At 69.7% G+C, this 26,273-nt stretch carries 21 protein-coding genes and 2 pseudogenes; 10 read left to right on the top strand and 13 right to left on the bottom strand.

The window, feature by feature from the left end; genetic code table 11:
- Window positions 1–18 precede the first annotated feature (18 nt).
- Entirely contained in the window at window positions 19–324 is a 306-nt protein-coding gene (locus BA062_RS34695) for a hypothetical protein (protein WP_245960155.1), read from the bottom strand.
- 353 nt (window positions 325–677) lie between these two features.
- Between BA062_RS34695 and BA062_RS34690 the strand changes: the two genes are divergently transcribed.
- On the top strand, window positions 678–1,328 hold the full coding sequence (locus BA062_RS34690; RefSeq protein ID WP_110343373.1) for a DedA family protein: 651 nt from the start codon (window positions 678–680) through the stop codon (window positions 1,326–1,328).
- Here the strand turns inward: BA062_RS34690 and recQ are convergent.
- Genes recQ through BA062_RS34675 form a run of 3 tightly spaced genes read right to left on the bottom strand, consistent with a single transcriptional unit; the run spans window position 1,318 to window position 4,732 of the window.
- Window positions 1,318–3,135 carry a DNA helicase RecQ gene (recQ, locus tag BA062_RS34685; protein ID WP_110343372.1) on the bottom strand — a complete coding sequence of 606 codons (1,818 nt, stop codon included), beginning with the start codon at window positions 3,133–3,135 and terminating at the stop codon, window positions 1,318–1,320. The genes BA062_RS34690 and recQ overlap by 11 nt on opposite strands.
- A 50-nt stretch (window positions 3,136–3,185) precedes the next feature.
- On the bottom strand, window positions 3,186–3,980 hold the full coding sequence (locus tag BA062_RS34680) for an alpha/beta fold hydrolase (protein WP_110343371.1): 795 nt from the start codon (window positions 3,978–3,980) through the stop codon (window positions 3,186–3,188).
- Window positions 3,977–4,732 (bottom strand): SRPBCC family protein, encoded by a 756-nt coding sequence (locus BA062_RS34675; RefSeq protein WP_110343370.1) that lies wholly within the window; start codon window positions 4,730–4,732, stop codon window positions 3,977–3,979. Before BA062_RS34675 ends, BA062_RS34680 begins: the two co-directional genes overlap by 4 nt.
- Window positions 4,733–4,920: 188 nt before the next feature.
- Here BA062_RS34675 and BA062_RS34670 point away from each other — a divergent pair, with 188 nt between their 5' ends.
- Together BA062_RS34670 and BA062_RS34665 are read left to right on the top strand one after the other, a co-directional pair.
- Window positions 4,921–8,136 (top strand): family 78 glycoside hydrolase catalytic domain, encoded by a 3,216-nt coding sequence (locus tag BA062_RS34670; RefSeq protein WP_245960154.1) that lies wholly within the window; start codon window positions 4,921–4,923, stop codon window positions 8,134–8,136.
- Window positions 8,137–8,213: 77 nt separating this feature from the next.
- Complete coding sequence (locus tag BA062_RS34665) at window positions 8,214–8,426, top strand: LuxR C-terminal-related transcriptional regulator (RefSeq protein WP_391359423.1); 213 nt, start codon at window positions 8,214–8,216, stop codon at window positions 8,424–8,426.
- A gap of 25 nt (window positions 8,427–8,451) precedes the next feature.
- Here BA062_RS34665 and BA062_RS34660 read toward each other — a convergent pair whose 3' ends face one another.
- Window positions 8,452–9,987 carry a peroxidase family protein gene (locus tag BA062_RS34660; RefSeq protein ID WP_210407081.1) on the bottom strand — a complete coding sequence of 512 codons (1,536 nt, stop codon included), beginning with the start codon at window positions 9,985–9,987 and terminating at the stop codon, window positions 8,452–8,454.
- Between the two features lie 177 nt (window positions 9,988–10,164).
- Here BA062_RS34660 and BA062_RS34655 point away from each other — a divergent pair, with 177 nt between their 5' ends.
- Window positions 10,165–11,205 carry a M48 family metallopeptidase gene (locus BA062_RS34655; protein ID WP_245960153.1) on the top strand — a complete coding sequence of 347 codons (1,041 nt, stop codon included), beginning with the start codon at window positions 10,165–10,167 and terminating at the stop codon, window positions 11,203–11,205.
- A 111-nt stretch (window positions 11,206–11,316) separates the two neighbouring features.
- Here the strand turns inward: BA062_RS34655 and BA062_RS34650 are convergent, their stop codons facing one another.
- Window positions 11,317–11,679: a YciI family protein gene (locus BA062_RS34650; RefSeq protein ID WP_110343368.1), complete on the bottom strand. Its 363-nt coding sequence runs from the start codon at window positions 11,677–11,679 to the stop codon at window positions 11,317–11,319.
- A 101-nt stretch (window positions 11,680–11,780) separates the two neighbouring features.
- Here BA062_RS34650 and BA062_RS34645 point away from each other — a divergent pair, with 101 nt between their 5' ends.
- Complete coding sequence (locus BA062_RS34645) at window positions 11,781–12,956, top strand: epoxide hydrolase family protein (RefSeq protein WP_110343367.1); 1,176 nt, start codon at window positions 11,781–11,783, stop codon at window positions 12,954–12,956.
- A 28-nt stretch (window positions 12,957–12,984) separates the two neighbouring features.
- On the opposite strand, the gene BA062_RS34640 is transcribed toward BA062_RS34645, so the two are convergent.
- Complete coding sequence (locus BA062_RS34640; RefSeq protein ID WP_210407080.1) at window positions 12,985–13,860, bottom strand: Vgb family protein; 876 nt, start codon at window positions 13,858–13,860, stop codon at window positions 12,985–12,987.
- Window positions 13,861–13,943: 83 nt separating this feature from the next.
- Here BA062_RS34640 and BA062_RS34635 point away from each other — a divergent pair, with 83 nt between their 5' ends.
- Entirely contained in the window at window positions 13,944–17,102 is a 3,159-nt protein-coding gene (locus tag BA062_RS34635) for an ATP-binding protein (protein ID WP_110343417.1), read from the top strand.
- On the opposite strand, the gene BA062_RS34630 is transcribed toward BA062_RS34635, so the two are convergent.
- The 5 genes from BA062_RS34630 to BA062_RS41110 form a co-directional block, all read right to left on the bottom strand.
- On the bottom strand, window positions 17,080–17,874 hold the full coding sequence (locus BA062_RS34630; RefSeq protein WP_110343366.1) for an ABC transporter permease: 795 nt from the start codon (window positions 17,872–17,874) through the stop codon (window positions 17,080–17,082). The genes BA062_RS34635 and BA062_RS34630 overlap by 23 nt on opposite strands.
- Window positions 17,874–18,830, bottom strand: a complete 957-nt coding sequence (locus BA062_RS34625; RefSeq protein ID WP_110343365.1) for an ATP-binding cassette domain-containing protein — start codon at window positions 18,828–18,830, stop codon at window positions 17,874–17,876. The genes BA062_RS34630 and BA062_RS34625 overlap by 1 nt, the downstream gene beginning before the upstream one ends.
- An 88-nt stretch (window positions 18,831–18,918) precedes the next feature.
- Window positions 18,919–19,410: a pyridoxamine 5'-phosphate oxidase family protein gene (locus BA062_RS34620; RefSeq protein ID WP_110343364.1), complete on the bottom strand. Its 492-nt coding sequence runs from the start codon at window positions 19,408–19,410 to the stop codon at window positions 18,919–18,921.
- A 100-nt stretch (window positions 19,411–19,510) separates the two neighbouring features.
- Window positions 19,511–20,029: a cation:proton antiporter domain-containing protein gene (locus BA062_RS41115; RefSeq protein ID WP_110343363.1), complete on the bottom strand. Its 519-nt coding sequence runs from the start codon at window positions 20,027–20,029 to the stop codon at window positions 19,511–19,513.
- The gene (locus BA062_RS41110) at window positions 19,951–20,601 is read right to left on the bottom strand and encodes a cation:proton antiporter domain-containing protein (RefSeq protein WP_110343362.1); all 651 of its coding nucleotides are present in this window, start codon (window positions 20,599–20,601) and stop codon (window positions 19,951–19,953) included. Before BA062_RS41110 ends, BA062_RS41115 begins: the two co-directional genes overlap by 79 nt.
- Before the next feature lie 161 nt (window positions 20,602–20,762).
- Here BA062_RS41110 and BA062_RS34605 point away from each other — a divergent pair, with 161 nt between their 5' ends.
- The 4 genes and pseudogenes from BA062_RS34605 to BA062_RS40780 all read left to right on the top strand — a co-directional run bounded on the left by BA062_RS34605 (window position 20,763) and on the right by BA062_RS40780 (window position 24,464).
- Window positions 20,763–22,808 (top strand): GmrSD restriction endonuclease domain-containing protein, encoded by a 2,046-nt coding sequence (locus tag BA062_RS34605; RefSeq protein ID WP_168214176.1) that lies wholly within the window; start codon window positions 20,763–20,765, stop codon window positions 22,806–22,808.
- Window positions 22,809–22,959: 151 nt separating this feature from the next.
- Window positions 22,960–23,388 (top strand): annotated as a pseudogene (locus BA062_RS41475) (serine/threonine-protein kinase); the annotation flags it as partial.
- Between the two features lie 136 nt (window positions 23,389–23,524).
- Window positions 23,525–23,683, top strand: a pseudogene (locus BA062_RS41470) (hypothetical protein); the annotation flags it as partial.
- A 613-nt stretch (window positions 23,684–24,296) separates the two neighbouring features.
- A complete protein-coding gene (locus BA062_RS40780; RefSeq protein ID WP_245960151.1) occupies window positions 24,297–24,464 on the top strand; it encodes a hypothetical protein in 168 nt (55 codons plus the stop codon).
- A gap of 526 nt (window positions 24,465–24,990) precedes the next feature.
- Here the strand turns inward: BA062_RS40780 and BA062_RS34595 are convergent.
- The gene (locus BA062_RS34595; RefSeq protein ID WP_245960150.1) at window positions 24,991–26,124 is read right to left on the bottom strand and encodes a DNA cytosine methyltransferase; all 1,134 of its coding nucleotides are present in this window, start codon (window positions 26,122–26,124) and stop codon (window positions 24,991–24,993) included.
- Window positions 26,125–26,273 lie beyond the last annotated feature (149 nt).

The following is a 26,273-nucleotide window of genomic DNA, read 5'->3' as shown; positions in this document are numbered from 1 at the left end:
GCTGAAGTTCTGGGTGAATCAGTCCTCGGATTCGGCGACGCAGACGTCGGGGGCGGCTGCTTCGGTCTCGGCCGCAGGGGAGAGCAGCGGCACGCCGAGGCCGTTGAGCACGTCGGCGACCTGCACGCCCAGGACGTTCACGTGGTTGTCGCAGACGCCGACGTTGTTGTCGTTGAGGACGTCGTCGACGTTCACGAGGCCGAGCTGGCCGGTGTCGTTCTGCTCCTCGTCGATCTCACCGCTGGCGAACGCGGGCGAGCCGATCATCATCAGTCCGGCCGCCGCCGCGGCGACAAATGCAGATTTCTTCAACACTTCAACCATTCCTATCGACTCGGTTTCGGTTTTGCTTCGGCCGCGTGATCACCGCAACCGGCGACGAAGTTACTCGTTGACGAGCCCATGTACAGCGGGGCATTTGCGGACCTTCTCACCCGACGTAGTTGTGATACAGGTCACACAAGCTCCATGTTTAATGTCCCGTTAATCCGACGAGGAGCGACAATGGCATTTTCAGTCGTTTACTCTGGGTGTGGGCTTTTGCAGGCGCGTGCATGGGTTGGCCACCTGCCTTGGTGGCGACGGGTGTGCAACGGGTAATAAAAGGCGACACGCCAAATGGCCCGATAGGATGAAGAAATGCGACGTCCAGGCCCCGATTCGAAAGGGATTCGCCATTGCTGACCGACGTCCTCGACTGGTTGCGTGGCCTTCCTCCCGCGGGGCTGATCGCCGCCGCGGGCCTGCTCGTGTTCGGCGAGTGCACCCTCGGGCTCGGCTTCGTCGCACCGGGAGAGACCGGCCTGTTCATCCTGGGTACCACCGTCGGCAGCGTGCCCGAGTTCCTGCTGATGTGGTCGGTGACGACGGTCTGCGCGATCGCGGGCGACTCGGTGGGCTACCTGATCGGCTGGAAGCTCGGGCCGAAGCTGCGGCAAACCAAGGTCGTGCGCAGGCACGGCGCCGACGGCTGGGACCGCACCACCGACGTGCTGCGCAGGCGAGGCGCCTTGGCCGTGCTGATCGCGATCTTCCTGCCCGTGCTGCGTACGCTCATGCCCGCCGCCGCGGGCACGGCCCGGCTGCCGCTGCGCAAGTTCCTGCCCGCCGTGGTGGTCGGCGCGGCCGCCTGGTGCGCCCTGCACATCGGTATCGGGGTGGCGGCGGGCGAGGCGGCAAGGCGGATCGAGAAGGCCGTCGGCGCGGGCAGCTGGATCGTGCTCGGCGTGGTCGTGGCCGTGGTCGCCGTGGTGATCGTGGTGCGGCGCAGACGAGCCAAGGCCCAGGAGGCGAACGACGCGAAGGACGCGGGGGACGCTACGCGCTGAGCGCCTCGAGCAGCTGCTCCCCGTACTTGGCCAGCTTGTTCTCGCCGACCCCGTTCACCCCGCCCAGCTCGGCGAGCGTGCTGGGCCGTTCCGTGGCGATCTGCCGCAGCGTCGCGTCGTGGAAGATCACGTAGGCCGGAACGCCCTGCTCCTTCGCCGTCGCCGCCCGCCACGCACGCAGCTTCTCGAACACCGGTGCCGCCTCCTCCGGCAGCTCGGCGGCCTCGGCCCTGCGCGTTCGCGTGGATGCCTTCGCGGCCCGCTTCGGCTCGCGCCGCAGCAGGACCTTGCGGCCCTGGTACAGCACCTCGTCGCTGGCCGGCGTGGTCACGAGCGTTCCGTAGTCGCCCTCCACGGCGAGCAGGCCCTTGGCGAGCAGCTGCCGCACCACGCCTCGCCATTCGCTCTCGGCGAGCTCCGTGCCGACCCCGAAGACGCTCAGCGAGTCGTGGTCGTGCTGGACGACCTTGCTGGTCTTGCGGCCGAGCAGGATGTCGATGATCTGGCCCGCGCCGAACTTCTGCCTGCGCTCGCGGCGCAGCCGCACGACCGTGGACAGCAGCTTCTGTGCCGCGACCGTGCCGTCCCACGACTCCGGCGGCGCGAGGCAGGTGTCGCAGTTGCCGCACGCGGTGCCGTCCTGGCCGAAGTAGGCGAGCAGCTGCACGCGCCTGCACTCGACCGTCTCGCACAGCGCGAGCATCGCGTCGAGGTGAGCGCTCTGCTTGCGCCGGTGTGCCGCGTCGCCCTCGCCGCCGTCGATCAGCTTGCGCTGCTGCACCACGTCCTGCAGGCCGTAGGCCAGCCACGCAGTCGAGGGCAGGCCGTCGCGGCCTGCGCGCCCGGTCTCCTGGTAGTAGCCCTCCACCGACTTGGGCAGGTCGAGGTGAGCGACGAAGCGGACGTCCGGTTTGTCGATGCCCATGCCGAACGCGATCGTGGCGACCACGACGAGCCCGTCCTCACGCAGGAACCGGGCCTGGTGCTCGGAGCGGGTCCGCGCGTCGAGCCCCGCGTGGTAGGGCAGCGCCTCGATCCCGTTGCGTACCAGGAACTCCGCGGTCTCCTCCACCGACTTGCGGCTGAGGCAGTAGACGATGCCTCCGTCGCCCGAGTGTTCGTTCCGCAGCAGTTCCAGCAGCTGCTTGCGGGGCTCGTTCTTCGGGACGATGCGGTACTGGATGTTGGGCCGGTCGAAGCTCGCGACGAAGTGGTGGGCGTCCTCGAGCTTGAGCCTCGCGGCGATCTCGGCGTGGGTGGCCTTGGTGGCGGTGGCCGTGAGCGCGATGCGCGGCACGTCGGGCCAGCGCTCGTGGAGGTCGGACAGCGCGAGGTAATCGGGCCGGAAGTCGTGCCCCCACTGGGAAACACAGTGCGCCTCGTCGATCGCGAACAGCGCGACCTTCCCGCGGTCGAGCAGCTGGAGCGTGGATTCCACCCGCAACCGCTCCGGGGCGAGGTACAGCAGGTCCAGCTCGCCGGCGAGGAACTCCGCCTCGACCATGCGCCGCTCGTCGGGATCCTGCGTCGAGTTGAGGAAACCTGCCCGCACGCCGAGCGCCCGCAGCGCGTCGACCTGGTCCTGCATGAGTGCGATGAGCGGCGAGATGACCACGCCCACGCCCTGCCGGACGAGCGCGGGGATCTGGTAACACAGGGACTTGCCACCACCGGTAGGCATGAGCACGAGCGCGTCGCCACCGCCGGTGACGTGGTCGACGATCTCCTGCTGGCCCGGCCGGAACGAGTCGTAGCCGAAGACCCGGTTGAGTACCTGCAGCGTCTCGGACACCTCGGGGGAAGTCACCCCCGCGATCCTACGGAAGCGGCAAGCCCGCCCGGTGCATGTGGCGGGCTTCAGCGGGTGAGGAAGGCCGTCAGCACCGGGGCCAGGACCTTTTCCTTGATCATGTGGGTCTGGCCGGGGAGGGTGCGGTACTCGGCGCCGGGCAGGAGGTCGGCCAGCGCCTTGACGCCGGCCCGCATCCACGCCGGGCTCTTGCCGCCGTCGGCGACGAGCGTCGGCACGCCGACGCCCCTCCACCGGTTCTCCGGCAACGGCTTGCCCTGCTGGAAGGGCGTCACGAACGCGGCGTCGTAGGGCAGCGTCAGTGCCACGCCCTTGAGCTTGCGCCACACCGGCAGCAGCCGCATCAGCGCGATCATGAAGCCGGGAACCTCGACCTGCCGCATGAAGTTCGCGACCGCGTCGCCGGGCTTGCCCTGCGCGAGCGCCCGCTCGTACTGCGCGGCGAGGTCCGCCGGGATCGGCGGCCTGCTGTCGTCGACGATCAACGGCGGTTCGTACATTGCGAGCCTGCGCACCGGCAGACCGCTGTTCACGGCCTCCAGCGCCACCATCGCCCCGGATGAGGCGCCGAAGAGGTGCGCGGATCCGCCCGCTTCCTTGAGCAGTGCCGCGAGGTCCTCCAGCTCCCGCTCCACGGCGTAGGGCTGGGTGTCGCCGCTCTCGCCGCGGCCCCTGCGGTCATAGGTGTAGACGGTGAACGACGGCGCCAGCTCCTTGGCGAGTGCCGTCATGGGGCCCTGGCCCCGGTAGCACATGGCGCCGTCGACGAGGATCAGCGGTTCGCCGCTGCCGATCCGGTCGTAGGCGATCCTGGTGCCGTCGGCTGAGGTCACGGTGCTCATCTGTCGTTGCCTTCCTGGGAGAGGCCGGCCAGCCAGGCCTGCCAGACGTTTTCGGTGTGAGTGGTGTCCACAGTGGAGAAGAAGTGGTGGCCGGCGACGAGCGCGCCGTGGAAGCCCTGGAGGAGGCGGTACAGCGCGTCGGGCGTGCGGATGCCGATCGTCTGCGAGTTGACGGAGTAGACCACGCCCTCGACGACGTCTCCGTCCACAGTGAACCGTGCCGGGTCGCCCTCGGAGACGTGCTCGCCGAGGCCGAGCGCCGCGCGCGCGGCGCTCCACGTGCGCTCCCAGTCGCCGACCGGCGGGCCGAAGACGGTGAGCGGGGTCGCGACGCGGCCAGCGAAGTGCGTGAGGTAGGTGGCCAGTGTGCTGATGAACAGCGCGCCGCCCTTGCTCATGGCCTCGAACTCGTCGGCCCAGTCGTCGCCGGGGATGAAGCCGCTCGTCACCATGCGGAGCACGGTGCTGCCGCCGCCCCGGCCCTCGATGAGGAACTCGTAGGCGACGAACCGGCCGTCCTCGGCCTGCTCGCCGCCGTAGGCCAGGCGCTTGCCGGGTTCCCATGAGGTGATGGGTGACTCGGGCGCGTACCCGCCGAACAGTGTGCGGACGGTGCCGCCCTCGCCGGGTTGGACGTCGTTGCGGCCCATGAACCACGAGTCGATGCCGGGACCGGTCGCGATCGCGTCCCAGACCTGCTCGGGCGTGGCGTCCAGCGCGAGCTCGTCGTGCTTCTCGAATCGGTGGCCCATGTCGGTTCTCCTGTCGTGTCGGACACCGGAACTCTCCCACCGACAACTTTTGTTGTCAAGACTCTTTCTGTTGTCGGTGGGACGAGGATGTCCGAAACCGGACAATCTCGGCGGTCTTGCCGGTAAGTCGGGCTAACCTCCGGCACGTGACAGAGCCGTCCGGGTTTGAAACGATTCAGGGTCAGGGTTTGAGCCGCAGGGGTTTCCTTCACGGTTCGGCCGCCGGCGGCGTCGCGGCGTTCGCACTGCCCGCGGCGCAGGCGGGAGCCGAGCCGCCCGGCAGGCTGCGGGTGGAGCGCACCACGGTGGAGTACGCGTCGACGCTGCTGGGCACCGACGTCGCCGAGCCGCGCCTGTCGTGGGTGCTCGCCGCGCACGGGCACGGCGCGAGCCAGAGCGCCTACCAGGTACAGGTGGGCACCGATCCGCGCAGGCCGGGCGCGGTCTGGGACTCGGGCAGGGTCGTCTCGGCCGAGTCGGTGGGCATCGCCTACGCGGGCCCGCCGCTGCGGCCACGCACCCGCTACCACTGGCGGGTCCGCGTGTGGGACGGCGACGGCAGGCCGTCGGCGTGGAGCGCCGCGCGCTGGTGGGAGACCGCGCTGCTCGCAACCCCGTGGCGAGCCCGGTGGATCGGCGCCGCGGCTCCGCCCGCGCCGCTCGACTTCACCGGTACCTCCTGGATCTGGGGAACCGGAGCGACCCCGACCGGCGCGCCCACCGGGCCGCGCTGGTTCCGCGCCGCGCTCGACCTGCCCGCCGACGCCGAGGTGACGGAGGCGCGCGTGGTGGCCACCGCCGACGACGACTTCACCCTTCATCTCGGCGGGCGGCAGGTCCTGCACGCTCCCGAGCGGGTCGACGGCTGGAAGAGCGCACAGCAGGCCGACGTCACCGAGCAGGTGCGCGCCTCGGGCGGCCGCGTGGTGCTCGCCGCGCTCGCCACCAACCGCGGCAACGCGTCGGTCAACCCCGGCGGCCTGCTGGTGCGGCTCGTGGTGGACCTCGCGGGCGGGCAACGGCGCGAGCTGGTGACCGGCGAGGACTGGCTCGTCGCCGAGACCGAGCAGAGCGGCTGGCCGGACCCGGCGTTCGACGACAGCGGATGGGAGCCCGCGGTGGTGCTCGCGCCGTACGGCCAGGGTCCGTGGGGCGGCCAGGTCTCCGTCGCCGTCGACGAGGCGCCCGCGCCGCTGTTGCGCACGGAGTTCACCGTGCGCGAGCCCGTCGCCCGCGCCCGGCTCTACGTCAGCGGGCTCGCCTACTACGAGGCACACCTCAACGGCAGGCGCGTGGGCAGGCAGGTGCTCGACCCCGGCTTCACCGACTACGACGAGACCGTGCTGTACGCGACGCACGACGTGACGGAGCTGCTCCGCAAGGGCGCCAACGCGATCGGCGTGACCCTCGGCCGGGGCTTCTACGCGATGACCACGCCCAACGTCTGGAACTGGCAGCGGCCCACGTGGCGTGGCGAGCCGGCGTTGCTGGCGCAGCTGGAGATCGACCACCCGGATGGCACGCGCACGACGGTCGCCAGCGGCCCGGACTGGCGGCTCACCACTGGCCCGACCCTCACGAACTCCCTCTACGCGGGCGAAAGCCACGACGCGCGCCTGGAGCCGAAGGGCTGGACCGAGCCCGGTTTCGACGACGGCGGCTGGCAGGCGCCCGAGGTGCGGGCCGCGCCGAAGGGCGTGCTGCGTGCGCAGGACCACGAGCCGATCGAGGTGGTCGAGACCATCCGGCCCGTCGCGATCACCGAGCTGCGGCCCGGCGAGTACGTCGTCGACATGGGACGGACGATGGCGGGCTGGACGAGGCTCACCGTGCGCGCGCCCGAAGGCACCGAGGTGAGCCTGCTGCACGGCGAACGGCTCGGCGCGGACGGCAGCGTGCAGGCCCAGACCGGCCATGTGCCCGGGCGGTTCCAGCTCGACACCTACGTGTGCGCGGGAACCGGCACCGAGACGTGGGAGCCCAGGTTCTCCTACAAGGGCTTCCGGTATGTGCAGGTGAGCGGCCTGCCCGCGAAGCCGGCGCCCGAGGACGTGCTCGGCCGCGTGGTGCACAGCGCCGTGCGCGAGACCGGCTCGTTCCGCTGCTCGGAGCCGTTCTACGAGCAGCTGGACCGGGCGATGCGGCGCACCGTGCTCAACAACCTGCACGGCATCCCCACCGACACCCCGATGTACGAGAAGAACGGCTGGACCGGCGACGCGCAGGTCGGGGCGCCCACGATGCTCCACGCGTTCGGCATGGAGCGCTTCCTGACCAAGTGGATCGGGGACCTCGCCGACAGCCAGAGCGCGCCAGGGCAGCTGCCGGTGATCGTGCCGAGCGGCGGCTGGGGCTACACCGAGCTCGCTCCGGCCCCGGAGTGGACGACCGTGTTCCCGTTCCTGCTGCGCGAGATGTACCGCAGCTACGGCGACCTGCGGCTCGCGCGGCGGCACTGGGACCCGCTCGTGCGCTACCTCGACTGGGAGATCGGCAGGCTCCAGGACGGCCTCGCCGTGACCGCGCTCGGCGACTACCTGCCGCCCGGCTACGGCGGCAACCCGCCGGAGGACACGCGGCTCACCGCCACCGCGTACCTCTACCGCGCGCTGCTCGGCACGGCCGAGCTGGGCGACGTGCTCGGCGAGCCGGAGGTCGCCGAGCGCTACCGGTCCGTCGCCGACGGGCTGAAGGCCGCCCTCAACGCCGCGTTCCTCGCACCGGAGGGGCACTACCGGACCGCGAAGGACCCGGACTACCGGCAGACGTCGAACGCGGTCCCGCTCGCGTTCGGGCTCGTGCCGCCCGGTGCGGAGGCGTCGGTGGTGTCGAGCCTCGTCGCCGACATCCGCGCCCGCGGCGACCATCTCAACACCGGTGCGCTGGGCACGAGCGTGCTGCTGCGGGTGCTCAGCGCGCACGGCCACGCCGATGTCGCGCACGCCATCGCGACCCAGCGCTCGTACCCGAGCTGGGGCTACTGGTTCGACAGCGGCGCCGACACGATGTGGGAGATGTGGCATCTCGACTCGCGGTCGAGGGACCACTACTTCCAGGGCACCGTGACGCAGTGGCTCTACGAGAACGTTGGCGGCCTGCGGCCCGGCGACGCCGGCTACGCCCGGTTCGTGGTGCGCCCGGACGCGCGCACGGGCGTGTCGTGGGCGCGCACGTCGCTCGACACCGTGCGCGGTGAGGTGAGCGCGGGCTGGGCGCGGCTCGACGGCGAGCTGAGGCTCACCGTGGGCGTCCCGGTGGGCGCGACGGCCGAGGTGCACGTGCCCGCGGCCGCGCGCGCCGACGTCCGCGCGCCGCGCGGGACCCGATTCGTGCGGGCCGAGCCCGGCTTCGCCGTGTACTCCGCCGGGCACGGCGAGTGGACGTTCACGAGCCGTAACCCTTGACACCCGGGAGCGCAGACCGCAGGCTACTTGCAGCGCGAGTTTGAAACGATTTAGCGGACTCGGCCAGGGAGAGCGGCGTGGTGATTGCCAACGAAGGCGTTGCGCTGAGCAGGGACGAACTCACCTTGCTGCGGCTGCTGGCCAGTGGGCTGCCCATCGAGGCCATCGCACGAAGGCTCCAGCTTTCGGAACGCACCATCCGCAGGAGGCTGCGCGCGATGTGCGACCAGCTCGGGTTCCGCACCCCCATCGAGACCGTGGTGTGGGCGGCCCGCCAGGGCCTGGTATGACCGGCCAGGCCCCGGCGGGCCCGGCTCACCGTCCCGGCGGGCCGATCCGGTCGAGGCCGTGGCCGGACAGCGCGATCAGGTCGGGCATCGTGAACTCGCCCTCCGCCGCGCTCGGCAGGATCGGCTTCCACCCTGGCTCGTTGCGCAGGTACGACGACGGGTCGGCCTGCAGCAGCCCGAGGAACACCTCGGCCACGATGCGCCCGCCCACCTCGCCGAGATGCCTGCCCTGCGCCTGGATCTCGGCCTCCTTGAGCACGTAGTACCAGAGCGGGGCCGGACTCCCGGCGGGAAGCCCGAGGTCGGCCGAGCTCAGCACGTCCGCGCCGACGTGGCGGGCCACGTCCTGTCCCGACGGCAGGAGCAGCCGCGCGCCGCGGCGGAGGTTGCGCTCGATGAGCGAGGCCGGATCGTGGGCGATCTCCACGGGCAGGTCCGCGAGCGGATCGGCGAGCTTGGCGTCGATGAGCCGCGATTGCTGGAGGCTCTCCGAGCCGGGGCCCTTGATGCCGAAGAAGCGCGGCCATTCGATGGTCCAGAACGGCGGCAGTACGCGGAACCCTCCGAAGTGGCCGAGCGGGTTGATCGTGACGCTGCCAGGAAGGAACGTCGGCAACGGCCCGACGAGCGTGTTGAGCTTGTAACCGCCCCTGATCATCGAGTGGCCGAAGCGGTAGGCGGCCACCGAGAACTCCACGGGGATGAACGGTTCGCGCTGCCAGTGGTAGAACCGGCGGTCCACGCGCGTGTAGGGCCGGGACTCGTCGAGCACGTCCCGCAGCATCCGCTCGCCCACGACGCGCTTGAGGAAGTCGTGCACGACGAGCCATTGGTAGTGCCAGCGCACGAGGCGCTGCGCCGTCTCGAATGTCGTCTCGCTGCCCCGGCGCAGTGCGGGCTCGCCCTGCACGCGGTCGACGACCTTGTTGTGGAACTTCAGCATCGTCAGGTGCAGCTGGCTCACGAAGATGTTCTCGTCGTTGCGCGGGTCGCCGATCAGCGCGGTGTCCTGGACGTTGCGGGGGAGGTCGTCCTCGTCGTCGTGCCTGCCGATGAGGACCTTCTCGGCGCCGGACTCCTTGTCGTAGAGGAACGGGTCGTCGGCAGGCCCCCTGCCGTAGAGGCAGTCGAGGTCGAACCGGGGGCTGCGGAAGTTCGTCAGCGCGTCGGGATCGTTCTGCCGGTCCAGCTGCGACACCGGATCGAAGGTGAGGTCGTGGTCGATGAACTGACCAAGATATGTGTACCCGGCTGGGATTTCCGGATTGTCCAGTTCAGCTGCCGCGCCAGTGACGTTCTCCTTCATCAGCGCCGCGATCTCGGCGATTCTCTCGTCGGTGGGAACGAACGGCGGAAGTCGGAACATGCGGCCGAACCGGCCCTCGTGCAGGCGGGAAATGGGCAGGTGTGACAGGCCGCGGACCTCGTAGCCGTGCCCGCGGGCGGATCTGCGCCCGAAGCCGATGTCGTGCGCGGTCGCGGCCTCCGCGACGAGCTGTTCCGTGGTGCGCGGCGTATTGATCTGCTTTGTGGTGGCGCCGTTCTCGGTGTTGATCGACATTGGGTTTACCCCTCTTCTCCCGTACCGGGCGAGCAGACACTACGCCGCGCTTTCGAATTCCGACTGAGTCGTTGGAGTGGCTTTTTTCAAGCGCCCGTCGTTGGTTTCCGCCATCGCCTGGCGGCCGTGCGTCAGGCGATCTCCGTTACGCTTGCGCCACAACGAAAGGGGCCTGGGGTGGAGGACAAGGCGGAGGTTTCCGCTTCGACGGGCAGGGTGCGCTTTCCGGGGATCAGCCCGAGGGCCTACGAGCATCCGGTGGACCGCGGCGCGCTGGCGACGTTGCGGATGGTGCCGGGCTTTCCCGAGGTGATCAAGGCGATGACCGCGTTCTTCCACGAGCGCGGCGAGCGGCTCATGGCGCTGGGGTCGGCCATCCGCGTGGGATCCGCGCAGTACCCCGAGATCGACCGCCTGCGCCGCGAGTGCGCGGAGGCGCTCGACGTCGACCCGGTGCCGCAGGTCTTCGTCGCGCGCGGCGCGGAGGCCTACGCCATGACGATCGGTATGGACGAGCCGTTCATCGTGCTGTCGACCGGGCTCGTCGAGCTGCTCGACACAGAGGGCCTGCGCTTCGCGATCGGCCACGAGATGGGGCACGTCCTGTCCGGCCACGCCGTGTACCGGACCATGCTGCTGCGCCTCATCAAGCTACAGCTGAGCATGTCCTGGACGCCGGTGAGCGCGCTCGGCCTTCGTGCGGTGGTCGCCGCGCTCAACGAGTGGTACCGCAAGGCGGAGCTCTCGTGCGACCGGGCGGGCCTGTTGTGCTCGCAGGAACCGCAGGCCGCGCTGCGGGCGCACGTGCTGCTGGCCGGTGGTGTGGACCCCGAGCAGGTCGACGTGCCGTCGTTCCTGCGGCAGGCGGCCGAGTACGAGAACGTGGAGGGCATCCGCGACAGCCTGCTCAAGCTGCGCAACATCGAGCTGATGTCCCACCCGCTCGCCGTGGTACGCGCGGCGGAGCTGCAGAAGTGGGCGGCGTCGCCGGAGTACCGCGCGATACTGGGCGGCGACTACCCGAGGCGCGACGGCGACGAGCCGCAGGCCGACTGGGCTTCCGACGTGAAGTCGGCCGCGAGGTCGTACAAGGACTCCTTCGCCGCCTCTGCCGACCCGCTCGCGAAGGTATTCTCCGACGTCGGCGAGGCCGTGTCCGGTGCGGCCGGCAAGGTGTGGGGCCGCTTCACCGGCAACGGCGGCTCGGGACAGGTTTAGCGCGCGGGCGGCGCTCGCCTGCTCGGCGAGCCGGCCGCGCTCGTCGTCGCCGAGCCCGGTGGGCATCCGATCCTCCGCCTCGCGCACCACGTAACGGCTGAGGCCGGCGGGTCACATCTCCAGCCCCCCGGGGTGCATCACGGGGCGCACCTCGACGTGGCTCAGCGTCGAGTCGGGCATCCTCGCCGCGATCTCCACCGCGCGGCCGAGGGTCTCGCACTCCACCACGTAGTAGCCGGCGATGTGCTCCTTGACCTCGGCGAACGGGCCGTCCGTCGCTGTCACCACGCCGTCGCGCACCCGGACGGCCACCGAACACGAGGGGTCGGCCAGCGTGTTGCCGCCCACCCACTCGCCCGACTCCCGCAGCTCGTCGCCCAGCGCGGCGTGCTCCTGCCCCACCCGGTCCCGTTCCCGCTGCGAAAGGGCGTTCCACGACGCCGGGGAGCTGTAGATCATCAGCACGTACTTCACGGGGTCCTCCTCAGGTACTTCGCCTTCATGGTGAGGTCGAAGCCGCGTTCCGGGGATCGACGTGCCCGCGAATGTCGGTGGCCGTTCCTACTGTGGGGCGTATGGCAGAACACGTGACCCCGTTCCGCCTGGACGTGCCGGAGGCCGACCTCGCCGACCTGCGGCACCGGCTCGCGCGCACCCGCTGGCCGGAGCGCGAGACCGTCTCCGACTGGTCGCAGGGCGTTCCGCTGGCGTACCTGCGTGAGCTCTGCCGGTACTGGGCAGAGGACTACGACTGGCGGGCCACCGAGCGGCGGCTGAACGCGTTGCCGCAGTTCCGCACCGAGCTCGACGGGCTGGGCGTCCACTTCCTGCACGTCCGCTCGCCGCACCCCGGCGCCGTGCCGCTGCTGGTCACCCACGGCTGGCCCGGCTCGATCGTCGAGTTCGGGAAGATCATCGGCCCGCTGGCGGACCCACCCGACCCCGCCGACGCTTTCCACGTCGTGTGTCCCTCGCTGCCCGGGTACGGCTTCAGCGACAAACCGGCCGAACCGGGCTGGTCGGTGCAGCGCATCGCGGCGGCGTGGATCCGGCTCATGGACCGGCTCGGCTACGAGCGCTTCGCCGCGCAGGGCGGCGACTGGGGCACCAGCATCACCACAAGCATCGGGCAGCAGGCACCGGAGCGGGTGATCGGCATCCATCTCAACCCGCCCATCGCGGCGCCGGACCCGGCGACGTTCGGCGATCTCACCGACGGCGAGCGGGCCTCGCTCGCCGCCCTGGAACACGCGGCCGAGCAGGAGTCCGGCTACGCGGTGGAGATGTCGACCAAACCGCAGACCATCGGCTACGGCCTCGTCGACTCACCCGTGGCGCTCTGCGCCTGGATCGTGGAAAAGTTCCGCTCGTGGACCGACTGCGACGGTGACCCCGCGAACGTGCTCACGTGCGACGAGCTGCTCGACGACATCACGATCTACTGGCTCACCGGCACGGGGGCCTCTTCGGCTCGGTTGTACTGGGAGAGCTTCAAGGAGGTCTCCGACCGGTTCAGCCGCGCCACCACCGACACCGTCGGCGTGCCCACCGGCTGCTCGATCTTCCCGAGGGAGGTGCCCCGGCCCTCGCGACGCTGGGCGGAGAAGCGCTACACCGACATCCGCTACTGGAACGAGCTCGACCGGGGTGGGCACTTCGCGGCGTTCGAACAACCAGCCCTCTTCGTGAACGAGCTGCGCACCTTCTTCCGCCTGGTTCGCAATCCCCCAAGGCCACCTTTGTTGCGTTGAACGCAACAAAGGTGGCCTTGGGGGCACGTCAGCAGCGCTCGAGGCGCACGAGGCTGCCGATCTCCAGCGCCGCCCACACGGCGCCGTCGGAGCCGATGGTGATGCCGTGCGGCTCCGCCGACCCTCTCGGCAGCGCGTGGTGCTCGAAGCGGCCGGACTCGTCGACGTGGCCGATGCGGTTGCCGCCCCACTCCGTGAACCAGAAGCCGCCGCGCGGATCGGCGACGATCGCGTGCGGGCGCGCGGACCGGTCGGGCAGCGGGAACTCGGTGATCTCGCCCTCCGGCGTGATCCGGCCGACCTGCCCCGCGCCGATCTCCACGAACCACACCGCGTCGGCGCCGCTCGCGATACCGACGGGCGCGGCGGCCCCGGTCGGTAGCGTGTGGACGGTGATCTCGCCGTCCGTGGTGCAGCGGCCGATCGCGTTGGCCTGGTTCAGGCAGAACCACAGCGCACCGTCCGGTCCCGTGGTGATCGCGGCCGGGTAGGCGCCCTCCACGGGCAGCGGGAACGCCGTGAGCGCGCCGCCGGGTTCGAGGCGGCCGATGCGGCCCGCGTTCATCTCGGTGAACCACACCGCGCCGTCGGGTCCCGCGGTGATGCCGTACGGGCCGCTCTCGCCGACGTCCACCGACGACACCGTGCCGTCGACCGAGATCCGGCCGACGCGGTGACCCTTCGACTCGGTGAACCAGAGCGCCCCGTCCGGCCCCTCGGTGATCACGGTCGGCTGCCCGGACGGCGGGTCGAGCGGGTACGTCACGTACTCGCCGCCGGTGCTCATCCGGCCGACGGCACCGTGCACGAGGGTGAACCACAGGGCGCCGTCCGGTCCCGCCGTGATGCCGTACGGCGCGGCGCCGTCCTCGCCGACCGGAAACTCCACGATGGACACTGTCATGCGGCCAACCCTAGGTGAGCCCGCAACCCGGTTCCCCGCTCGCGACGGCAAGTCCTGCCGGTGTGCCCTCTAATCTTGTGTTCGTGACCACCGAGCTGACCCTGCTCTCGCGCGTGAGCTTCCGCGACCAGGAGATCACCGGTCCCCGGCTGCGTGGTCTGCTCGCGCTGCTCGCCGACGACCTGCGCACCGGCTGCAGCACCACCCGCCTCGTCGACGGGCTCTGGCCGCAGGAGCAGCCGGAGAACCCGACCAAGGCGCTGCAGGTGGTGGTCTCCCGCGCGCGGTCGTCGCTCGGGCCGGACGTCATCGCCAGCACGCCCACCGGCTACCGCCTCAACCTGCCCGAGGACAGGGTCGACGCCGCGGCCGTGCCGCTGCGGGCAGCGGCGAGCGCACGCCGGTTCCGGGCGGGGGAGTTCGCCGCCGCGCTCCAGGAGGCCGAGGCGGGGCTCGCGCTCTGGGACGGCCCCGCCCGCGAGCGGCCAACCCTTGACGACCCGCTCTCGGCACTGCGGGAGAGCAGGGCGGAGGCACACCGGGCGCTCGTGCGGCTGCGGGCGCTGGCACTGTCACGGCTCGGCAGGCACGCCGAGGCCGTCGAACCGCTCGCCGAGCTGGCGAGGGAACAGCCCCGGGACGAGGAGGTGCTGCTGGAGCTGCTGCGCAGCGAGGCCGCGACCTCGGGACCCTCGGCGCCGCTGGCCCGCTACGACGCCTACCGCAGGGCGCTGCGCGACAGGCTGGGCGCCGATCCGGGGCCCGCGCTGCGGGCGCTGCACCAGGAACTGCTGCGGGCGGGCTCACCCGCCGTCCGGCACGGCGTGCTCCACGAGCCGAACCCGCTGCTCGGCAGGGCCGGGGACATCACGGCCGTCGCGGGCATGCTGCGCACGTCCAGGGTCACGTCGATCGTCGGCCCCGGCGGCCTCGGCAAGACCCGGCTCGCCCACGCCGTGAGCCGCGAGGCCAGCGCGCGGGTCGTGCACTTCGTCCCGCTCGCCGGCGTCGGCGAGGGCGATGAGGTGGCCGGGGAGGTGGCCAGGGCGCTGGGGGTCGGCGAGGCCCGGCGCGGGCACTTCGGCGGCGTGCGCGACGAGGTGCGCGGCATCGTCGACGTGCTCGGCACCGGTTCCACGCTGCTGGTGCTGGACAACTGCGAGCACGTGGTCGAGGGCGTCGCCGACCTCGTGCGCGCGCTCGTGGCCATGACCGGCGAGCTGCGCGTGCTCACCACCAGCAGGGCGCCGCTCGGCCTGTCGTCGGAGTCGGTGTACCTGCTGCCGGAACTGGACCTGCCGACCACGGTCGAGCTGTTCGAGCAGCGGGTGCGCGCCGCGAGGCCGGGTGCCGAGCTGCCCGGCGACGTGGTGAGCCGCCTGTGCGCACGCCTCGACGGGCTGCCGCTGGCCGTGGAGCTCGCGGCCGCGCGAGCGCGCCTGCTGTCGGTCGCCGAGATCGCCGAACGCCTCGAGAACCGGTTCGCACTCTTGCGGGGCGGACCGCGCGACGCGCCGCAACGGCACCGCACGCTGGAAGCCGTCGTGGACTGGAGCTGGAACCTCCTCGGTCCCGACGCGCAGGCCGCGATGCGCGTGCTGTCGGTGTTTCCCGGCGGGTTCACCGAGGCGTCGGCCCGGCACGTGCTCGGTGACGCGGACGCCGTGCTCATCCTCGAGGACCTGGTGGACCAGTCGCTGCTGAAGGTCACCGAGACCGCCTCGGGCACCCGGTTCCGCATGCTGGAGACCGTGCGCGAGTTCAGCGCCGCCCGCCGCGAGGCCGAGGGGGAGGGCGAACGCGTCACGGCCGCCTTCCTCTCGTGGGCCCGGGACTACGGCATCGCCTACTACGACCTGGTGTTCCGGCCGGGCGAGCTGCCTCCGCTGGAGTTCATCGACGACGAGCAGGACAACCTGATGCAGGCGCTGCGGCAGGCACTCGCGCGCGAGGACACGGCCACCGCTGTGGCGGCCGCGGCTCCCCTGATCTCGCTGTGGATGGTCCAGTCCGCCTACGGGCGGCTCATGGCGATCGTCGAGGAGATCTCCCGGCCGCTGTCGCATTTCCGGCCGACCCCTGAGCTGGTCGAGCCGGCGCGCACGCTGGCGGCGCTGTGCGCCGGGGTGACGCTCATGCTGGACGGGCCAAGGGCCACGCGCTCGGTCGTCGTGTTGCGCAACCTCCCGGAGGCTCCGCCGGACACCATCATGCGCGCGTTCGGGATCGTGCTGCGTGACCCGGACGCGCTGCGAGCGGGCGACCCGCGGCTGCGGGAGCTGTGCGCGAGCGACGCGCCACTGCTGCGAGGGGTCGCGAACGGGGTGCTGAGCTACGTCGCGGCCGTCGAGGACGACGAGGACGAGGCGCTGGCGGCCGCCGAGCGCATGCTCGCGGCCGTCGACGACAAGGACATCGCTTGGGCGCGCATCATGGCCCACTCGCGTGTCGGCGAGCTGCACCTGCTCGCCGACCGGGGGGAGGAGGCCAGGCAGCGGCTGCACACCGCGCTGACGCAGCTGGAGAACCTCTGGGACTGGCCGGACATGATCGGTATCCAGTGGGGACTGGTGCTCGCGCACCTGCAGGTCGGCGACGCCGACGAGGCCGAGCGCTGGGCTCCGGTCATGCAGTACGAGCCGGACGACGAGTCGATCACCATCCGGTCCTTCGAGCTCGCCGTGCGCGCGGAGATCGACCTGATGCGCGGCGACGTCGACTCCGGGCTCGCCCGCTGGCGGCAGACGGTGGAGCTGCTGCTCGACACCACCGACCCGTACTTCCGTGGCGACCCCGGCCTCGAACCGTGGACACTGGAGATCCAGGCGACGACCGTGATCGCCCACGCCCAGCACGGGCGGCTCGGCGAGGTCCAGAGCATCGTCGAACGCCTGCCGCGCGCGGTGTCGGGGCTGCTCTCCGCCGGGGAGTCCGTCTCGCCCGCGCATTCGACGACGTTCCCGCTGTGCGGTGCGCTGCTCCTCGCACTGGCGATGGTGGACCTCGATCGCGGCGCCGTCCGCTCGGGCGTGCGGATGATCGCGCTCGCCCAGCGCCTGCGGTATCTGCGCCAGCTCCAGCCGACCATGTCGGAGTCCCGCGCCCGCGAGGCCGCCGAGCACGCCGACGGGGCGGCGTACGCCGACGCGGTGTCGGAGTACGCCGCCCTGGACAGGGCGGACCTGCGCGCCGCCATACTGGCGGCACTGCGGGACCGTCCTAACGCGACGGATCGCGGTTGAACAGCCTACGAGCCCACAGGTAGCTGGCCAGTGCGATAACGACGCTCCAGCCGATCGCGAACAGCGCGCTGTTGCCGATCGGCGTGCCGAGCAGCAGGCCGCGCACGGTCTCGATGAACGGGGTGAAGGGCTGGTAGTCGGCGAAGGCCCGCAGCCAGGCGGGCATCGAGTCGGTGGGCACGAAACCGCTGCCGAGGAACGGCAGGATGATCAGCGGCATCGGGTAGTTGCTCGCCGCCTCGACGGTCTTGGCCGCGAGGCCGAGCGCCACCGAGAGCCAGATGAGCGCGAAGGTGATCATCGCCAGCACGCCCAGCGTCGCGAGCCACTCGATCGGCGTGGCGTTGGGCCGGAAACCCACCAGCAGCGCGACACCGACCACGATGACCATGCTGAACAGGGTCTGGAGCAGGCTGCCCACGACGTGTCCCGTCAGCACCGACACGCGGGCGATGGCCATCGTGCGGAACCGGGCGATGATGCCCTCGGTCATGTCCATCGCCACCGAGATCGCGGTGCCCTGCGCCGCGGCGGCCACGGTCATCAGGATGATCCCGGGGGCCACATAGTTCACGTACGCGGCGCGGCCACCACCGTCGACGCCCCCGAGGCCGTTGCCGAGCGTCCCGCCGAAGACGTAGACGAACAACAGCAGGAACACCACCGGCATGCTGGCGAGCATCAGGGTCAGGCTCGGGTAGCGCAGCATGTGCTTGACGTTGCGGCGCAACATCGTCGCCGAGTCGGTCAGGGCCAGGCTCAGTGTGCTCATCACGCACTCACTTTCGTGTTGTCGGCGCGCCCGGTGAGGGACAGGAAGACGTCGTCGAGGTCAGGGGTGTGCACGGACAGCTCGCCGACCTCCACCGAGGCGTCGTCGAGCCGGGCGAGCAGGGCGCGCAGCGAGTGGACCCCGCCGTCGCTGGGCACCTGCAGCGTGAGGGCGTCGTGGTCGGCGGTGCCGTCGGGGAAGAGCCGGGCGGCGTCGCCGAGGTCACGCGCGCCGGCGAACCGCAGCAGCACGTGCCCGCCGGGAACGAGCCGCTTCAGCTCGCTCGGCGTTCCCTCCGCCACGAGCTTTCCGTGGTCCAGCAGGGCGATCCGCTCGGCGAGCTGGTCGGCCTCCTCCAGGTACTGCGTCGTGAGGAAGATCGTCACGCCGCCCGCCACGAGGTCGCGGATGAGCTGCCACAGGGTGCGCCGGCTGCGTGGGTCGAGGCCCGTGGTCGGCTCGTCGAGGAAGATCACGCTCGGCTCGGCGACGAGGCTCATGGCGAGGTCGAGTCTGCGCCGCATGCCGCCCGAGAACGTGGCGGCGACCTTCCTCGCGGCGTCAGTGAGCTCGAAGCGCTCCAGCAGCTCGGCGGCCCGCTGCCTGCGCCGGGCGCGGCCGAGGTGGTGCAGGTCGGCCATCAACAGCAGGTTCTCCTCGGCGGTCAGCAGGTTGTCGACCGCGGAGAACTGCCCGGTCACGCCGATCGCGGCGCGAACGGCGTCGGGCTCGGTGGCGGGATCGTGCCCGGCGACGCGCAGCGTGCCGTCGTCGGCGCCGATCAGCGTGGACAGGATCTGGACCGTGGTGGTCTTGCCGGCTCCGTTGGGGCCGAGCAGCGCGAAGGTCGTGCCCGTGGGAACGTGCAGGTCGATGCCGTCGAGCACGCGGTGCTCGCCGTACGACTTGCGCAGCCCGCTCACCGCGATCGCCGGCTGGGCAGTGACGGTGTTCATGGTCTCCTCGTCTCGTCCGGTGGCCTTTGGCGGCCACGACGGGAACGAGGATGGGCGGGGCCGGATTCACCGCGGTTTCAGCGCGGTTTCACCGTTTTTCGACCACCCGTTCCGGCTCGCCGGGCTTCCACACCGTGATCTCGAGATGGTCGCCGCGTACCTCCACGGCCGAGCCGCCGACGATGTCGGCAGCGTAGAAGTGGTCGAACTCCTTCCCTCGCAGGTCGAACCCTGTCTCCTCGTACAGCGCGGTGGCCCAGCGCTGGTGCAGTGCGGGATCGCGGACGTCCTCGACCACGCCCCACAGCTTCGCGTCGCCCTCCTTGACCTCGGTGTCGACGGTCGCGGTGTGCAGGCAGAAGCGGGGGTCGCGGGCGAGGTCGCGGAACTTGGTGGTGCCGGGCATGCCGACGAGCCAGAGTTGCCCCTCGAAGAACCGGGGCTCCAGCGGGCTGATGCGGGGGAACCCGTCCGAACGCAGCGTCGCGAGCAGGCAGAGGTTCCCGGTGGCGGCGTGGCGGCGGGCGAAGACCCCGGCGGTCCGTGGTGCGGCGTGGGCGAACTCTTTCCAGGTGGTCATGGGTGTCGACGCTAGGGCGAAACCCTGTCAACGGCTGGCATGGTTTTCGTGCCGAGGAGGTTCAGCAACGGTCCCGTCATCACGGTGGTGAGGATGGCCATCACCGCCATGAGCGAGTACAGCTGCGGTCGAGCACGCCGAGCTCGAGGCCGACGGCGAGAATCACCAGCTCGGTGAAGCCCCGGGTGTTCAGCAATGTGGCCAGCGAGGCGGTCTCCCTGCGATCGAGGCGGTGCAGGCGCGCGGCGCCGTAGACGCCGGCGAACTTCCCGGCGACCGCGACGAGCAGGATCAGGCCGAGTTCGAGCAGGCCGGCGAGTCCGAAGGTCGACAGGTCGACCTCAAGCCCGGCGATCACGAAGTAGACGGGCAGCAACAGCGCGCCGACGTGACCGACGCGGACCCTGAGCTCGCCGAGCGCCGCCGTCCGGGGTACGGCAAGGCCGAAGAGGAACGCGCCGAAGACGAGGTGCAACCCCATCCACTCGGTGAGCGCCGAGGAAGAGAGCACCCCGGCGACGATGACGGGCGTGCTGGTCGTCAGTCGCCCGATGAGCGGGCGGACGACGGTGAACAGCAGGACCGTGTAGGGAACGATGGTGAGGAGTTCCCACCGCATGCCCCGCCTGCGATGGCGACGACGCAGAGCACCGACCAGGCGAGCGCGTCGCACACGGCGGCGCTGGCGATGGAGAGCCCGCCGAAGCTGGTGTCGGTGAGTCCGCGATCGGCGAGAACCCGTGCGAGAAAGGGAAAGGCGGTAGCGGCCATGGCGACGCCGAGGAACAGTGTGAAGGCGAGCCGGTCGCCGTCGTCGTACAACCCGAGCGCGAGCAGCGCGCCGAGTGCGAACGGCACGAGCAGGGAACCGATCGACACGCTGGCGACGACGCGCCCGCGCCCCCGAACGAGCCGCCCCTCCAGCTCCAGCCCGGTGAGGAACATGAACAACGCGATGCCGACGTTGGCGAGCGAGCCGAGCAGAGGCCGGATGTCGTCCGGAAAGAGGAACGCGGAGTGCGCCCCACCGAACATGGAAGGCCCGAGCAGAACGCCGCCGACGAGCTCCCCGACCACGCCCGGCTGCCCCAGTCTCCTGGCCAACGCCCCCAGCACCTGCGCGACCACCAGCACAACGGCAAGCGAGAGCAACAACGAGCTGACCTGCGAGGTTGTGAGAAACTCCCACATCTGTTGACGTTGTCGGTGGTTCCTTGCTGGGGTGCGGCCAGTCTGCGCGCAGCTGGGTGAAGGTTGTTAACGCTGTCCGCCTTGTCACCGATGTCGGATCATGCGTACGAAGATCGTCAATGCCGCGGCCTTCTGCCGCACCCGGTAAACGGAGGACTTTGGTGAAGGCCAGCGAGACCACTCTCCGCAGCTTGCTGCAGGGAGAACGTCAGTACGTCGTACCGCTCTACCAGCGTCCGTACAGTTGGGAACACAAAGCTCTGGACCAACTGTGGCAGGACCTCATCGGGGTCGTGGAAAGCGACGCTACTGCGTCGCACTTCCTCGGCTCTGTGGTGCTGGCGCCGAGCCCGGCAAACACGCCGGCGGGCGTGCAGGTGTGGCTCGTCGTCGATGGACAGCAGCGTTTGACGACCCTATCGATCTTGCTGTGTGCCATTCAAGACCACGTGCGCGGACAGGATGCCCGGCTGGCCGAGAAGATCGACGACCTATACCTGTTCAACCGGTTCGCTGATGGCCAAGACCGCTACACGCTACTTCCCACTCAGGCGGACCGGCCGTCGTGGATAAAGCTCCTCGAACGAGCGCCGGACGCCGACGGAACCGATCGCATCGGCGAGGCGTATCGCTTCTTCCGCAAGGAACTGGCAGCGATCGACGACCCCGAGGATCCGCACGACATCGTGCGTATCGAGCAGGCGATAGCAGGCCAGTTGAGCATTGTGGAGATTGCGGCACACCCGGATGACAACGTGCACCGCATCTTCGAGTCACTCAACCACACCGGCCAACCGCTCACTCAGGCGGATCTACTGCGCAACTACCTGTTCATGCGCCTTCCTGCCAGCGCCGAACATGTTTACGAGCACCAGTGGTTGCCGCTACAGCAAACGCTCACCACCAAGCAACTGGAGGAGTTGGTGTGGCTGGACCTGGTGCTGCGCGGGGACGATCGCGCCACCCAGGAGGCCGTTTACCAGTCCCAGCAGCACTACTTGGGCAAGTTCACGACCGAAGCGGAGATCGCTGAATGGATCACTGAGTTGCACCATAAGGCGCGACTCTTCCGTCGAGTCCTTTCGCCCGACGCCGAGCCGAACCTGGTCCTTCGGCAGGCACTCGACCGGCTCAGACGGTGGGCGGCGCAGGTTGTGCACCCTATTGCGCTGTGCGTGATGGTCGCCCACGATCTCGGTCGCCTCGACGCCAATGAGGCCGCCCGCGCTTTACGTGTCGTGGAGAGCTTTCTGGTTCGCAGGATGATCGTTGGTATTGGAACCACCAACACCAACCGCATCCTCATGACCCTGGTCAAAGAGCTCGGGGACACGGTCCCCACTGCCGAAGCAGTCACCAGGTTGCTGTCGGGGCAACGTAAGAAGTTTCCCACGGATGAGCACGTGCGTGAGGCGGTTCTGGTCAACAACTTCTACTGGACCGGCCGCGGTCCCCAGCGGACTTTCGTCCTGCGTTGCTTGGAGGAGGACTACCGGCACGGCGAGCCTGTCGACTTCGCCAACTCCGCGCTGACCATCGAGCATGTCTTGCCGCAGTCGATGACTCAGGAGTGGCGCGACATGCTCGCCGACGAGGTGACTGGTGAGGAGACCGTTGAAGAACTGCACGCGAAGCTCGTACATACGCTCGGCAACCTCAGCCTGACCGCGTACAACGCGAAGCTTGCGAATGATGGTTTCGCCGCGAAACAGAAGATTCTCGCCGACAGCGGCATGGCGATGAACCGTGAGATCGCCGGCTGTACCCGTTGGGGCGCCCAGGAGATCCGCGAGCGCGGCCGCATCCTGTCCGAACGAGCGTTGCGAATCTGGCCCGGCCCGAACAGCAGTGCCGACGCTGCCCCTGTCGAGACGCGATGGTGGCGAATGAACCAGATCCTCGCCTGCATCCCGGCCGGACGCTGGACCAGCTATTCCGACGTGGCGGAGGTGATAGGCAGCCATCAGGTGGCCGTTGGGGCTCGGCTAGGTGGCGCCGCAGTCCCGAACGCTCACCGGGTACTGAGGTTCAGTGGTGAGATCTCTCCTGACTTCCGTTGGCCCGACCCCGACCGCACCGATGCTCCTCGCGACGTGCTCCAGGCGGAAGGAGTCAGGTTCGATGGAAAGGGTCGAGCATCAGCTGAGCAGCGTCTCACCGCGGTGGAACTAGCGACAATGGCGGATCTCGACGTGCCGGAGGAGTAGTTAGGGTGATCACCCGGTCTGCGGGGTCGCCGAGGGCTTACCGGGGCTTCATCAGCGATGCCTCGAATCGCCGGGTTCGTCCGGGGGAGGTGTCCGTGGAGGCGCGTGTGGGGTTGGCGAAGACCATCCAGTCGGGTCCGGCGGATCTCCGGTGAGGCCGTTGGCGGAGGCCGAGGCGGGCGTGGTGGGCCCGTACCGGGTGCTCCGGGAACTGGGGCGCCGCGGGACGGGCCGCGTGTTGTTGGCGTGGGGCGCGGACGGGGCGGCTGATGGCGGTCAAGCAGGTGCTGTCGGAGGCGCTGGCGGACGATGGGTTCCGCGCGCGGTTCGCCCGCGAGGTCGCCGCGTCGCGCACGGGTCTGGGGTCTACACCGCCCCGGTCGTGGACGCCGATCCGCAGGCGGCGGTGCCGTGGCTGGCGTCGGTGTTCGTGCCGGGACCATCTCTGCGGGAGGCCTTGGACGCGACAGGCCCCTTGCCGGAGGAGTCCGCGCTGGTGCTGGCGGCGGGGCTAGCGACCGCGTTGGCGGGCATCCACGCGGCGGGCGCGGTGCACCGGGACCTCAAGCCCTCGAAGGTCCTGCTGGCCGAGGACGGGCCGAGGTTGGTCGATTTCGGGATCGCCGGCGCCGCCGACGCCGAGGGCGGGCGCGGCGAGCTGACGCGCACGGGGGGCGTCGGGGTACGCGTCGCCCGAGCAGGCCGAGGGCGGCGAGCTGGGCCCGGCCAGCGACGTGTTCTCGTTGGGCATCGTGCTGGCCGTGGCCTGCTCTGGCGTGAGCCCGTTCGCCGGGTCCTTGACCCTGCGCACGCTGATCAACGTGGTGTCCGGTGAGCCGAACCTCGCAAAGATGCCCGGCCGGCTGCCCCGGATCGTCGCGGAGTGTCTGGCGAAGGACCCCGCTGTGCGGCCGACCCCGGCCCAGATCTTGGAGATGGTCGGCTCGCTGGCACCCTCCGTCCGCCCGTGGCCGGAGGCAGTGCACGGAATGATCACCGCCCGGCGCGATCGGGTGGCCGCGCTCGTCGCCCCCGCGCGGTTGGGCACGGCCGGCGGGGATGCCAGGCCGACCATGGTCCAGTCCGCACGCCTCCAGCCTGCGCCGCCCGCCGCGTGGCAGGTCCCGTCTCCGGGGCCGAACGATCCGCGGGTTGCTCTCGCGGCGCAGGCCGGGCAGCCGCACCTGGCTGTCGGTGGGCCCGCCCCGTGGGGCGGCGTGGGCTCGTTCAATAGGCGCCCCAAAGCCAACGCCGCCGCAGCGGCGATCGCCTGGTGCCTCACTCTGGCCACAGAGTGCATGCTCGTCTGGTTCGCGATCATCAACCTCCAGATCAGCGGTCCGTCCAGTGAATGGTCGAGCCTGGGATGGGTGAATGTCCTCGGCGGTCTCATCGCCGCTGCGTGCGTGCTGGTCACGGGGGCGTTCACGGTCGCGCGGAGGATCGCGGGCGCGTGGGCGTCTATGTGCCCTCTGTGCCTTTTTCGTCGTGGCGATCTTCGTGGTCCCGGTACTGAGTGGCGTGGACTTCGGAAACCAGGTGGACTTCGTCTTCGGCTTCTACGAGGCCAACGGCGTCGCAGCCGGGCTGACCCTCCGGCTGCTTCCTGGCGGCGATCGCGGCCAGCGTGAAGTCGTACCCACGCCACTTCGGTGACTGAGCGCAGCGAAGTCCACGATGCCAGGCAGCCTGGATGGATGCCGGCGTGAACCCTCCTGCCCATCGGCACGGCGAGTGGCAGGCCAAGGGCCAATGGCGGGAGTCCGGTGTAGGGCGGGCCGCGATCCCGCGGTGGCATTCGCAGCCAGTGTTGTCACGCCTGCCCCGTCAGAAGCAGACAGTTTCCGCAGGTCAGGACACATTGATCACAATTTGCGCCCCGGCGGGCATCGAACCTGCAACGCCCGCTTCAGGAGGGAACCAACCCAGCGCCCCCGTGCTGTCTACTTGCGATCTTGTTCGCTAGGTGCTTGCAGCACTGGTCGCGAGAGCCGCTTTAGCCCCCGGGTCGCACCACAACTCGCATCAAAGGTCTAGTCATACGCGAAGCGAAGACCGATGCGAGCCAGACGAAGGTGTCATGTTCAACGATGAGCCGTAGCCCTGCTGACCAGCATGATCTTGCGAGCTAATCGTCGGCAGTCGCGTCCTGCTGTCATTTTCGCTGGTGCTCGTGGTGGGATCACACGCCGCGTTTGCGTGCGCGTGCTGGTTGCTTTCGCCGGCGGATCTTCAGAGCGTTTGCGGGGTCGGTCGGCTCGACTACCGTCGCCTTGACATGTTCCACGATCGTCTGACCTATGGCCTCGGCGAGTCGAGGTGGTACAGCATTGCCGATGAGCCGACCAAGCGGAGCGAACTGGACTGGCTCGTCCGGGGCTACCAACTCGTAGTCCGGCGGGAAGCTTTGGAGGTTGGCCGCTTCTCGTAAGGTGAGTGCCCTGTCTTGCTCGGGATGACCGAACCGGCCAGTGCCGAAGTTGTACGCCATGGTGGTTATCGTGGGCGACGGCTCGTCCCACTTCATTCGTGCGTAGACGTTGCGGAACGTCGATCCTGATGCCTTTCTGTGGCATGCGGCCCGAAGCTCTTCGGGCCAATCCTCCCATGTGCCGCCAGGTGTGGAGCGCCTGATGCGCTTCAGATTGATCTTGGTCAAGCTGCGGCTCTTGTGAAGGCGATCATGTGGGTGTGTTTCTCCGTGTCCAATCGGCGGGAGAGCGTGGATCGCTTGGCGCACGGTGGGATACTCACTGGGGCCGAGTGTGCCCTTCGGCACAGTGATTACCCCTAACCGTGAGGCGAGAAGGACGAGTCGCCTGCGATGCTGTGGTACCCCGTGCGCCGGGCAGTAGCATGACTCGGCATCGACGTGATATCCAAGATCTTGAAGACCGACGACGAAACTCTTGAAGACCGAAGCGCTCACAATGCGAGTCACGTTCTCCATCGTCACGACCTCCGGCAACGTCGCTTCGATCAGCCGGAGCATCTCGTTGACCAGCGGCCAGGCGGGTTCTTTTGAGGTGTCGATGCCTCGTCGGTAGGAGGAGAACGGCTGGCAGGGCGCACAGCCGGCCAGAACACGCACGTGGGCGTCCGCGGGCCACATTGCTGCGAGATCGTCAGCCTCGACGTGGCGCACATCCTGCTGATGGAACGGCGCGCCGATGTTCGTGCGGAACGGGTATGCACAGGCCGGGTCGACGTCGATCCCGGCGGCGATGTGGACGCCTGCATCGCGCAGGCCGTACGAGAGCCCGCCGACGCCGCAAAACAGATCGACTGCTGAGATCATGAAGGGTCGTGCAGTCACAGGGGGACTGTAGTCGATTCTGGCTGCAGAGGGTGACAGGACTCCCCGTCTCGTGGCGGGCGATCCGGTGATCGTCCTGGGCTTCGAGTGTCGGTCCGCGGGTCCACAGCGGGGGCTGCGTCGGGACGCTTGCGTTACGTCTTGGTCTT

The organism is Prauserella flavalba (assembly GCF_003202235.1).
GTDB classification, from domain to species: Bacteria; Actinomycetota; Actinomycetes; order Mycobacteriales; family Pseudonocardiaceae; genus Prauserella_A; species Prauserella_A flavalba.
The sequence above is the reverse complement of the archived record's forward strand: the minus strand, read 5'-3'. Positions and strand labels throughout refer to the sequence as shown.